At 65.1% G+C, this 10648-nt stretch carries 10 protein-coding genes; 6 read left to right on the plus strand and 4 right to left on the minus strand.

Annotated features, from left to right (window positions below; translation table 11 throughout):
* Window positions 1-305: 305 nt before the first annotated feature.
* Window positions 306-866 carry an FKBP-type peptidyl-prolyl cis-trans isomerase gene (locus EBBID32_RS11655; RefSeq protein ID WP_037490327.1) on the minus strand — a complete coding sequence of 187 codons (561 nt, stop codon included), beginning with the start codon at window positions 864-866 and terminating at the stop codon, window positions 306-308.
* A gap of 72 nt (window positions 867-938) precedes the next feature.
* Complete coding sequence (gene rpsU, locus EBBID32_RS11660; RefSeq protein ID WP_006957190.1) at window positions 939-1145, minus strand: 30S ribosomal protein S21; 207 nt, start codon at window positions 1143-1145, stop codon at window positions 939-941.
* Between the two features lie 226 nt (window positions 1146-1371).
* On the opposite strand from rpsU, the gene EBBID32_RS11665 reads away from it, so the two are divergent.
* Window positions 1372-2130 (plus strand): class II aldolase/adducin family protein, encoded by a 759-nt coding sequence (locus EBBID32_RS11665; protein WP_006957193.1) that lies wholly within the window; start codon window positions 1372-1374, stop codon window positions 2128-2130.
* Window positions 2131-2229: 99 nt separating this feature from the next.
* Here the strand turns inward: EBBID32_RS11665 and EBBID32_RS11670 are convergent, their stop codons facing one another.
* Window positions 2230-3150 (minus strand): toll/interleukin-1 receptor domain-containing protein, encoded by a 921-nt coding sequence (locus tag EBBID32_RS11670; protein ID WP_006957195.1) that lies wholly within the window; start codon window positions 3148-3150, stop codon window positions 2230-2232.
* On the opposite strand from EBBID32_RS11670, the gene EBBID32_RS11675 reads away from it, so the two are divergent.
* Complete coding sequence (locus EBBID32_RS11675; protein WP_231382178.1) at window positions 3149-3808, plus strand: hypothetical protein; 660 nt, start codon at window positions 3149-3151, stop codon at window positions 3806-3808. The genes EBBID32_RS11670 and EBBID32_RS11675 overlap by 2 nt on opposite strands.
* A gap of 25 nt (window positions 3809-3833) precedes the next feature.
* On the opposite strand, the gene EBBID32_RS11680 is transcribed toward EBBID32_RS11675, so the two are convergent.
* A complete protein-coding gene (locus EBBID32_RS11680) occupies window positions 3834-5450 on the minus strand; it encodes a caspase family protein (RefSeq protein ID WP_231382179.1) in 1617 nt (538 codons plus the stop codon).
* 211 nt (window positions 5451-5661) lie between these two features.
* Between EBBID32_RS11680 and EBBID32_RS11685 the strand changes: the two genes are divergently transcribed.
* The 4 genes from EBBID32_RS11685 to EBBID32_RS11700 all read left to right on the plus strand — a co-directional run bounded on the left by EBBID32_RS11685 (window position 5662) and on the right by EBBID32_RS11700 (window position 10507).
* Window positions 5662-6321, plus strand: a complete 660-nt coding sequence (locus tag EBBID32_RS11685) for a hypothetical protein (RefSeq protein WP_006957206.1) — start codon at window positions 5662-5664, stop codon at window positions 6319-6321.
* Complete coding sequence (locus EBBID32_RS11690; protein WP_006957210.1) at window positions 6318-7949, plus strand: SUMF1/EgtB/PvdO family nonheme iron enzyme; 1632 nt, start codon at window positions 6318-6320, stop codon at window positions 7947-7949. The genes EBBID32_RS11685 and EBBID32_RS11690 overlap by 4 nt, the downstream gene beginning before the upstream one ends.
* A 61-nt stretch (window positions 7950-8010) precedes the next feature.
* Window positions 8011-8925 (plus strand): hypothetical protein, encoded by a 915-nt coding sequence (locus tag EBBID32_RS11695; RefSeq protein WP_006957212.1) that lies wholly within the window; start codon window positions 8011-8013, stop codon window positions 8923-8925.
* A gap of 28 nt (window positions 8926-8953) precedes the next feature.
* Entirely contained in the window at window positions 8954-10507 is a 1554-nt protein-coding gene (locus tag EBBID32_RS11700) for a C1 family peptidase (RefSeq protein ID WP_006957214.1), read from the plus strand.
* Window positions 10508-10648 lie beyond the last annotated feature (141 nt).

Consider the following 10648-nt stretch of genomic DNA (forward strand, 5'->3'; position numbering starts at 1 on the left):
CCTATTACCTGCATTGGTCGCTTACGGACGCTCCCCCTCTCCCTCAAGGGAGAGGGCTGCGCAGACTTGGCTGCTTGCAGCCTTAGTCGTAGCTGGGTGAGGGCGTCACGGCCTCACGCGGACGCGCGCCACTCGCGTCGATCCCCCTCATCCAACTCTGCCTAGACGACTGCGTCGCCAAGGCTTCGTATCCTTCTCCCCCAAGGGAGAAGGGCGTGTTGCTTCTCGCCGCTGTCATCCTCTCCAGCGCACAAAAAAGGGGCCGACTGGGCGGCCCCTTTTGTCTCATCCGGCTTTGCGCGCCCTTAGCGGGGCGGCTGTGCGCCTGCGCCCTGCTGTTGCTGCATCATCTGCTGCATCTGCATAATTTCGGCGCGGGATTTGAAGTCGTGGAGTTCGACGTCGAAGATCAGGATCGAACCGGCGGGGATCGGGCCGGCCGCCTGATCGCCGTAGCCAAGCTGCGGCGGAATCCAGAGGCGGTATTTGCCGCCCTTCTTCATCTTTTGCAGGCCTTCGGAGAAGCCGGGGACGACGCCGTCGATCGGCATCGGCGCCTGCGGATTCTCGTCAAACACGGTGCCGTCGAGCAGCGTCCCCTTATAGCCCACCAGCGCCACGTCGGCGGTGGTCGGGCTGGGGCCGGTGCCTTCGGCCACCACCTTATATTGCAGGCCCGACGGGGTGGTGATCACGCCATCGGCATCGGCATTCTGCGCCATGAAGGTGGAGGGCGATGCTTCAACGCCCTGCTGCCCGGCCCAGGCGAGGCCACCAGCGGCCAGCGCAAGCGCGGCGACACCAATCCAGAGGCGCGTCAAAGACCCCCTGGCGATAGGACGAAGGGGAACGGCCGTAATGGACATGGCGATCGGTCTCGCAATTATGGGCGGGCAGGCAGCAGGAAAGCGGGACGGCGCGGGCCGCCCCGGCGGCGCTTACTTCGCGCCGTCGCGCTCGGCGCGCTTGCGGTCCATCTTGCGGGCGCGGCGCACGGCAGCGGCCTTTTCACGGGCGCGCTTTTCCGAGGGCTTCTCGTAGTGACGACGCAGCTTCATTTCGCGATACACGCCTTCACGCTGCAGCTTCTTCTTGAGCGCGCGGAGGGCCTGGTCGACATTGTTGTCGCGAACGATGATCTGCATAAGTCCGTCAATCTCCAATCGAAAACGAGCGTTTTGCCGGGATTTTCCAATCCGTCCCGACAGCCCGTCGCAATAGCAAAGCCTGTGAGTCGTCGCAGGTCACCCTACGCCGTGTGGGGCGCGCCCTACCAGCAGAGTCGCGGCAGTTCAACCCTAAAGCCCGCGCTCTGGACTTACGTGCGCGGAAGGTGAATGATATTTGCCACTATATAAGAGAGGATCGCCCATGGCCAGCGCCGCAAAACGCCCCGATATGTCCCCCGTCGAATGGGAGGCGCGCCAGCAACTGGCCGCCTGTTACCGCATCTTCGACCATATGGGCTGGTCGGAACTCATCTACAACCACATCACCGTGCGCGTGCCGGGCGAGGACAGCGCTTTCCTGATCAACCCGTTTGGCCTCCGCTATCATGAGGTGACCGCGTCCAACCTGGTCAAGATCGACATTGACGGCACGGTGCTGGACGGCAGCCCCTATCCGGTCAACCGGGCGGGCTTTGTCCAGCATAGCGTGTTTCACCGCCATTTGCCCGATGCCCATTGCATCATCCATACCCATACGACCGCAGGCATGGCGGTAAGCGCCACCGCCGAAGGATTGCGCCCGATCAGCTTCTACGCCGCCGCCTTTGCCGGTCGAATCGCCTATCATGATTTTGAGGGCGTCACGATTCGCGATGAAGAGGGCGCGCGGCTGATCGCCAATCTGGGCGACAGGCGGGTGATGATGCTGCGCAACCATGGCACGCTGGTGATGGCGGAAAGCCTGCCCGAAGCGTTCCTCAAGCAATGGATGCTCCAGCGCGCCTGCGAGATACAGGTGGCGGCGGGCGCGGCGGGGACGCCGGTGGAACTGAGCGCGGAGGTGATCGCGGTGCATCAGCGCGATCTGGCCGGGGTGACATTGCCGGTCGGGCCGGGCGTGCCGGATTTTCAGGCGATGGTGCGGCAGATCGACCGGGTGGACCGAAGCTGGCGGGATTAGCTCCCTCCTCCGTTCGCCCTGAGCTTGTCGAAGGGTCGTACTGCTTGAAGTGAAGGACGAGGCTTCGACAGGCTCAGCCCGAACGGCGTGGGGATGTCGTCACGGCGGCGGGCAGCTATTCCCCTCATCGGCCAGCCGCCGCACTTCCTGCGCGGCGACCTGGGCCAGCCAGGCGCGGCGTTCGGCCTTGTCGGCATTTTCCTCCGCCAGTTTGCGCGCGGCCTGCGCCTCGTTGCGCTGCTGCACCGCCATGCGGGCATAGGTGAAGGCAGCGATCGACAGGCCGCTCAGCACGACGATCAGCAGAAAGGCGAAAGCCCCCAGCGCCGCGGCAATGCGGCGGCTGCGCCGCTGGTCGCGGCGATAGAGGCTGGCATAGGGAGTGCCGAGCAGCCCCGCAATCAGCTTGAGCTTGACGATATTGCGGTCATTCTTCTGGAGATCAGGCGCGAGGGGTTCGAGCGGCTGGCTGCGATCCAGTTCGCCGTCGGCGTCGAGCGCGAACAGCAAGGGTGCGGGGAAACAATCGGTGTCGGGATCGCCGGGCTTGCCCGCCGCGATCAGCGCGAACACCGGGGCGTCCGGGTTGATCGTCTTGAAACTGCGAATTTCCTTGTCGACCCAGACCGATCGGGCGGCTGTTGGCGAGCAGATGACGATCAGCGCGTCGGAGCGGGCGAGCGCGCCCTGCAATTTGGGACCGAGTTCGGCGGCACCTGCCAGTTCATCCTCATCGCGAAAAATCGGCCGCAACCGGGCAGGGATCGGGCCGCGATCTCCCGCCGTGCCGACCAGCGTCTTGGGCACGCGATAATTTTCGATCGCGCGGTGGAGCCAGCGGGCGACCTTCATGTCCGCATGGCTATAACTGATGAAGGCGGCATAGCGCCCTCCCCCTGCCCCGCCGACCAGCGCGGTGAGTTGTTTGGCCAGGTCCGCGCCACCGCTCAGCACTGGCTTTCCGACCAGCGCGGCAGTATCCACGGGAATGGAGATGATCTTGCTGAAAGGGTTGGACATGAAGCGCAAAATCCTAATCGCAAGTGGGGCGATGATGCTGGCGTGCGGTGGCGCGATGGCGCAGGAGGCGGCGCCTGTTGCCACGCCCGCTGCGGTCAAGCCCGCCGATCCGTTCGCGCAGGCGATTGCCGCGCGGCAGGTGGCCGACTTTGCCCGGCGCGAGAGTGATCCCTATGCGATGCTGGCCGCCGCGCGGATGCTCAAGCAGGTGCCGATGAGTGATGGCGAGGTGCCGGCGGAGGGCGACGCGGCCTTTTCGCCCGACGCGCTGTTTGCCGAGGCGAAGGCGCTGGCTCGCGACGATCAGGCCTTGCTGTTGCAGATACGGCTGGCCCAGTCGGCGGCGGGGCGCGGCGTTACCGCATCGGCATTTGGCAAGGGGCTGGTGCGGCGGGTGCAGGATGTTGGCGCGCGCAACGCCTATCGCTTCACCGTGACGGCCAAGGGGGGCGAGCCGCTGCGCATCGGCGCGATCGGCGACATCGGCACCAGCATGTATATCCGCCTGCTCGATGCGTCGGGCCGACAATTGTGCCTGGACGACAATGCCGATTATGCGCCGGTCTGCGCGGTGACGCCGCGCGCGTCCGGCCAATATCGCATCGACATCGGCAATAAGAGCGCGGCCAAGAGCCGGACGGTGATCCTGAGTAATTAAACAAGCGCGCAGGACCGGCATCGCGTCAGTTGCCGGTATAGAGTTCGCCGATCGACAGGCTGGCCTGCCCCTGCGCCCTGGCGAGCAGGTCGCGGATCGGCGCGACCAGCCGGGCGGCGGCGCGCTGATTTTCAACCGTGCGCAGCAGCAGGCGGAAGGCGTCGGGCGGCTGCGGCGTCACCAGGGCGACGACATGGTCTGCGCCATAGGGAGCGATCACCTGGCTATCGAGGACGGGAAGCGACTGGCCAGGCGCGAGGCGACCGTCGCCGTCCGAGGGCGCGGACGGGAACAGGCGCTGGACCGTGCCGTCCGACGCTATGTTGAACACAGTGGCATATTGGGGGGCGGTGACAGGCTGATCGCCGGCCTTTTGCGCCAGCGCCAGCGTCACCGGCGCGCCGGTGGGGTAGCGCGCGCCGTTTTCGAGCGGGCCGACCATCAGCCGGGTGCGCTGTTCGGAAAGGAGCGGACGCAGCGCCTCGATCGCGGCCCATTTGTCGATGACCCCGCGCAGCTGAGGCAGGGTTTTGACATTTTGCGCGACCATGTCGCCGGTGCGGCGGAGCATGATCTGACGCGCACTGTCCCAGACGAAGTCCGCGCCCTTGCCATCGATCAGGACGCGCCAGGGATGGTCGTTGCCGGTGACGCTGGCGCGCGCCTTGACGTCCGCGACGTACAGGCCGGGCAGCGGCGGCGCGACCGGGGGTGCGGGCGGCGGCGGCACGGTGGCGAACAGCCCCTGCCCTTCGCGGCCCGGCGGGATGATGCTGCTGCTTTCCTGCCGCTGGCCGCTCAACATGCGGACCTGAACATTGAGATAGGTGCCCAGTTCGCCGACGGTCAGCTTGCCATCGCCATCCTGGTCCGCCGCCATGCCCCTGCCATCGGCGCGCGGCGTGGTCAGCCCCTGCTCGAACGACCAGGTGAGGAAACCGCGCGTCGGCGCACCCTCGACCGGCAGGGCGTTTTCCCAGGCGACCTGATCGTCACGGGCGGCGCTGATATAGAAGAGGTTGGGCAGATCCTCCCGCGTCGCCGTAAGCGCCGCACCCTCGACCGAGGCCAGCGTGCTGGCGAAGCGCGGCGCGGGGCGCGACCCCAGCTCCACATTGCGGCCGCCCAGCGTCAGGCGCGGGGTCATGCCCATGGCGCGCGGATCGACTGAGCGGTGGAGCGTGCCGGAATGGCAGGTGTCGGCCATCATCAGCACCTGCACCCCGCGCGGGACATAGAGGGCGAGCCAGGTGTAGAAATCCTTGTCGACGATGAAGCGTTCGGCGTCCTTGCTGTCGGGATCAAAACCGGGCAGCGGCAGGAACTGGTCGGTATCGCCGTCGCGCGTCCCCTTGACGCTGGCTTCGGCCAGCGCACCATGGCCGGTATAGTAAAGGAAGATCCAGTCGCCCGGCCTGGAGCGAAGCCCCAAAGCATGGAGTGCGGTTTCGACGGTTGTGCGACTGACGCCGTCATTGCGCAACACTGTGACATCGCTGGCACCCTGGCCGCGAATCACTGTTTCCATCGCTGCAAGATCATTTTCGGGACCGGCCAGATCCATGATCAGGGGAGAGCGGAACTGCCAGGCGCCGACCAGCAAGGCACGGGTTTCGGCTCTGGCGATCGAAGGAAATGCCAATATTGTGATAAATGCCGTTAATACTGTTGCCCAGAGTCCACGAAGCCCCTTCGCCACTTGGAATCTCCCGCGCTTTTTTGTTGCCTGATTAGTTATAACCCCATAATCTCATAATGGTTGGGGGAGCAATAACTATATCATGACTCAGGGGGGAACGATGATAATAGTCAGAAGCTTCTTAACCATTGCTTCTGTGGGACTTTCGCTGGGCATGGCATCCGCCGTGCTGGCGCAGGCCAACCCGTCCGCAACACCAGCGCAAGGCGAGGCGAACGATGGCGCCGCGGCACGCGGCGTGCGCATCATCGCCCCCGAAGCACCGTCCACCAATAATGTTGCGAATGGGCAACAAGCCGCTCCAGCACCCACACCCCAACCCGCCGCGAGGCCGCCTGCGGCCAATGCCATCGCGCCGGTAAAGTTGCGTCCCGCCGATCCTGTCGGCGCGCGGCCAGTCCCTGCGGCTGCTCCTGTTCCGGCACCGGCCGTGCTGAAAGCCTGCGACCGGCCGGTGGCCAAGCCCACGCTTCGCTTTGCCGACCCCGCCCGGTTCGACCGCGCGCTCAAGGGCAAGTTGCGGCGGGGCAAGACCGTCGTGGTCGATCTCGATTCGCCCTATCCGGTCGCCAATGAAGCGCCCGCGCCGCTGGGCGCCTGGCTGAACGAGGTTGAAAAGAGCGGCGGCATGGTCACGGTCAGCCCCTATTGCCAGAAGGGACGTGGCCTTGGCGGCTTCCTGGCCAAACTGTTCGGCGGCGGCCCTGCCGAACCGTACAAGGCCGCGCGCGCCTATGATGCAGTGCTGCATGTCGATTCGGTCGACCAGATCGTCACTCAAGTGGAATTCGCGCCGCGCAAGGCAGTGAAATGATCGCGCGCGCTGCTTTGTCTTTTGCGCCCCTGTTCCGCGCCATGGCAGCGCTGGGCCTGCTGGTCGCAATTCTGGCTGGCGGCGGGGCAGCGCAGGCCGCGGACGAACCCCGGCTGGCGCTGGTGATCGTCAATGGCGCCTACCAGTCGTTCGACAAGCTGGCGTCCACCTATGCCGATGGCGACAAGATCACCGCTGCGCTCAACGCTACCGGCTTTGTCGATGCGGGCGGAGAGGGACCGGTGCAGGTGCGCCGCGACCTGTCGCGTGACGCGATGCTGGCCGCGATCGCCGACTTCCGCGCCAAGCTGACGGCTGCCGGACCCAAGGCGTTCGGGATGCTCTATTTTTCCGGCCATGGCGCGGCGCTGGGCAGCTATGGCGACGTCATGCTGTTGCCGGTCGATGCCGGGCGCGACGTGACGGCGGAGACGGCGACGCTGACCCGCGCCGCACTGACCCGCAACCTGCTGGGTTCTGGCGCGAAAACCATGCTGATCGTGCTGGACATGTGCCGCAACGTGCTGGCCGCGCCGCCGCCCTCGCTGGCGCAGATGATCGCCGACCAGACCGGAGTGGAAACCAGCGCAGTGGGCGAGCTGGCCGGGAGCAAGGGCCTGCGCCGCATGGTGCGCGCGCCTGCCGCCGCGATCCGGCCCGACCAGGGCTATCTGGTCGCCTTTTCCACCAGTGCGGACCAGTTTGCCTTTGACGATGGCATTTTTTCCAAGGTGCTGGCCGAGGAAATCCGCCGCCCGCAACAGAATATCGCCGATGCCCTCAAGCGCGTGTCGGATCGGGTCGCGCTGTCATCGGGCAAGAATTTCCAGAAGCCGACCTTTGACTATGGGCTTCAGGGCGCGCCGCCCTGCTTCATTTCCTGTGACCGGACGGCGAACGACCGCTTCTATGATTGCGCCAACTGCCCGTGGATGCGCGCCATCCCCGCCGGGACCACGCCGTTCGGATCGCCCGCATCCGAGCCGGGACGCGGCAGCGACGAGCCGGTACAGACCAATGTGCGGATCGAGCGGCCCTTTGCGATCGGCGTCTATGAAGTGACGATCGCGGAATGGAATGGCTGCGTGCGCGACAATGCCTGCACGAAGCTGGGCAATTGGGCGAAGGAAAATCCCAACCCGCTGATCCCGGCGACCGACATCAGTTATGAGGATGCGCAGGCGTTCCTGGCGTGGCTGACGGTCAAGTCCGGGCGCACCTATCGCCTGCCGACCGAGGTGGAGTGGGAATATGCCAGCCGGGGCGGTACGCCGAGCGCCTTTCCCTGGGGCGACGATATCGCACCGAGCCAGGCCAATTATGACCATACTGCCCGCTATCGCGGATCGGACACCGCCCCCTATCGCGGCTATCCCGAAAGCGTGAACGGCTATCCCGCCAACGCCCTTGGTCTTAACCAGATGCAGGGCAATGTGTGGGAATGGACGTCGGGCTGCACCGACCAGTCGTGCCGGACGCGGGTGATCCGTGGCGGATCGTTCGAGAGCGCGCCCGACGCGCTGCGATCGGCCAATCGCTTCACCGTTGCGCCGACCAAGCGGCGGCAGGATGCGGGGCTGCGGGTCGTACGTGATCTGGACCCGGACGAGATACTCGGCGCGTCCTGACAGTTTTTCATGGGGGTCAGGAACCGGACAGGGAAGCCGGTTCCGCAAAAGGGGTGAGATGATGAAGAAATATCTGGCGACGGCAGCACTGCTGGCAGTTGTGCCGGGGATGGCGCAGGCCGCACCCTATCTGGCGACGGTGGGCAGTCCCAACAGCCTGCAACATGGTGCGGTGACTACGGCGCTCAACCTGAATGATCTGGACTATGACGATGACCCGGATACGCCCGGTTTCGACATGGAGGGGGATGCCGATACGATCGGCGGCGCGATCAGCTATTGGGGTTCGGCAGGGGTTGAGGGCCAGCGCTATGAGCTGCGCTATCAAAAGGCGCTGCGCCCGTTCGAGGGCAGCCGCGCCCGCGTGCTGATCGATCCTGTGCTGAACGTCCTGCATGTCAACAACGGCGCGACCGCGACGATGGGGACGCTGTCCACCGGGATCGAGATTCCGGTTCAGCCCAACTGGCTGATCACGCCACGGATCGCCTATGGCATCACCGACGCGGGTGCCTTTTTCGGATCGACCAGCAGCGACCTGATCACCGTGTCGGCGAGCAGCCGCTACAAGATCGCGCAGGTCGGGCGCGGCGACCTGACCATCGGCAATATGATCGGCTGGTCGACCACCACCGATTGGGGTCTGGGTCGCGATCCAGCCTTCTATCTGAAGGAAAATGTCTTCACCTTCCGCAATGGCGTGGCTTATCAGCTGCCGTTCAAGGGGCGGATGTTTGGCGGACGGCAGGGATCTATGCGCGCCAGCTATACCTGGACCAAGCTGACCGACGATCCGCAATCCTATGAAAATGTCCATGAAGCGGCGCTGAGCATTGGCGTCCGCACCCGCGAGGCGGAGCAGAAGAGTAAGGCCGAGCAACTGCGCATCGGCCTGATCTACACCCATGGCACGAGCAGTTTTTCGCATGATTTCGATTATGACGCGGTGACGCTGACCATCGGCTATCGCTTCTAATATAGCCTATCTAGGGGAGGAACGGGCGATGACGCATGGGGCCAAGTGCTGGGGTGTTGCGGCATTGCTCGCGTTGTCGGGGGTCGGCCTTTCGGCGCTATCCGCGCAGGAGGCGGACGATCCGCAGTTCATGACCGGTGCGGAACCCGTTTCTCCCGAAGATTATGCGAAACTGCCCAAGCAGGGGCGGTTTCGCGCCTATCTGCCCAAGCGGGTGGACCTGTCCAACGCCTATCCGCCGCCCGGATCGCAAGGACCGCAACCCAATTGCGTTGCCTGGGCGACCACTTATGCCGCGCGGACTTTCCTGAATTTCCGTGACAAGGCTGTGCAGCCGGCCGCTCCTGCCGACCAGATGAGTCCGGCCTATGTCTATAACCGGCTGCGTCCGGCCGGGTCACCGTGCAGCGGGACGATCAGCATCGTTCAGGCGCTGACTTTGCTCAAAAATGAGGGGACGGTCAGCTTGGCCGACTTCCCCGACGACATGACCAAATGCGCGATCCCCGCGCCCGAAGCGCTGAAAGCCAAGGCGGGCAATTATCGCCTGCTCGACTGGCGCGCGGTCGACCGCGAGGTGAAGGATGACTGGCGCACGCCGATCATATTGGACGACGTGAAAGGTGCGCTGGCACGCGGCGCACCGGTCATCTTCGCCATGCCCGTGCCTGCCGATTTCAAGGCGCATCGGGGCAATGGTATCTATGCCCGTGCGGAAAAGCCGGACAAGGCCAGTTATCACGCTATGGCGATCGTGGGCTATGATGAGGAGCGGCAGGCGCTGCGCATCATGAACAGCTGGGGTCCGATCTGGGGCGACAAGGGCTATGCCTGGATCGACTATGCGACCTTCCGGCTGCTGACCGGGGAAGCCTATTCGCTCGAAGCGCCGGTGCCTCCTGCCGCACCCGGTACAGCACCGGCAGCGCCCAAGAGCGCCGCGCAGATGGTGAGCGAACAGGCCGCCGCCATGCCCTGCGGTGCCGTCAGCGTGAAGAGCGGCGCGGTATCGGGCTTTTCCGGCGACCTGAACGCGATTGCCGCGCTGCGCGAGGCAGCGCTGAAGGCCGACCCCAAAACAAGGTTCGAGGTGCGTCATCTGCCCTGGCCGCAGTGCGAGGCGGCGCTAACGCTGACCGCGCCGCTGGCGCGGGCGGGAACGCGGATCGCGGCGCTGACCGAGGCGGGCGCGCCGCGGGAGGGCGATCCGGTGACAATGAAGGAGAATGAGATTTTCGGCGTCAGCGCGACCACGACGGCGGCGCGGCCTTATCTCAGTATCATCTATCTGCAGGCCGATGGCAGCGCGGTGGAGCTGCATCGCGGCCATCCCGAACCGGACAGCAAGGGGCTGCGGCAGGTGATGATCGGCCTGTCCAAAACCGCGCAGCGCTATGCCGTCGCGCCGCCCTTCGGCCCGGAACTGATCGTCGCGCTGGCGTCCGACAAGCCGCTGTTCGGCGATGATGAGGTAGTCAATGGCACCGAACGGCAGTTTCTGACGCGGCTGCGCGCCAAGCTGGTCAGCCATCCCGGCGACGGCGTGTCCGCCGCCCTCGTCCGCCTGCACACCAGCAACTGACCCTGGCGATGGGCGGGGCGATGACCGGGGGCAAGGAATTGGCGATTATGCAGTTCGCAGACCCGATATTGGCGTGTCGAACAAAGCCCATCCTCCCCTTTAAGGGGAGGTGGCTGACCGCAGGTCAGACGGAGGGGTGTC

It is taken from the genome of Sphingobium indicum BiD32, from assembly GCF_000382885.1.
Classification (GTDB): Bacteria; Pseudomonadota; Alphaproteobacteria; order Sphingomonadales; family Sphingomonadaceae; genus Sphingobium; species Sphingobium japonicum_C.

What these genes read in the sequence shown, in the direction of transcription:
- EBBID32_RS11675 (WP_231382178.1), top strand. Translation starts at nt 3,149, where the DNA reads ATGAAGCGCAAAATCCTAATCGCAAGTGGGGCGATGATGCTGGCGTGC.
- EBBID32_RS11695 (WP_006957212.1), top strand. Translation starts at nt 8,011, where the DNA reads ATGAAGAAATATCTGGCGACGGCAGCACTGCTGGCAGTTGTGCCGGGG.
- EBBID32_RS11670 (WP_006957195.1), bottom strand. Translation starts at nt 3,150, where the DNA reads ATGTCCAACCCTTTCAGCAAGATCATCTCCATTCCCGTGGATACTGCC.
- EBBID32_RS11665 (WP_006957193.1), top strand. Translation starts at nt 1,372, where the DNA reads ATGGCCAGCGCCGCAAAACGCCCCGATATGTCCCCCGTCGAATGGGAG.
- EBBID32_RS11700 (WP_006957214.1), top strand. Translation starts at nt 8,954, where the DNA reads ATGACGCATGGGGCCAAGTGCTGGGGTGTTGCGGCATTGCTCGCGTTG.
- rpsU (WP_006957190.1), bottom strand. Translation starts at nt 1,145, where the DNA reads ATGCAGATCATCGTTCGCGACAACAATGTCGACCAGGCCCTCCGCGCG.
- EBBID32_RS11690 (WP_006957210.1), top strand. Translation starts at nt 6,318, where the DNA reads ATGATCGCGCGCGCTGCTTTGTCTTTTGCGCCCCTGTTCCGCGCCATG.
- EBBID32_RS11655 (WP_037490327.1), bottom strand. Translation starts at nt 866, where the DNA reads ATGTCCATTACGGCCGTTCCCCTTCGTCCTATCGCCAGGGGGTCTTTG.
- EBBID32_RS11685 (WP_006957206.1), top strand. Translation starts at nt 5,662, where the DNA reads ATGGCATCCGCCGTGCTGGCGCAGGCCAACCCGTCCGCAACACCAGCG.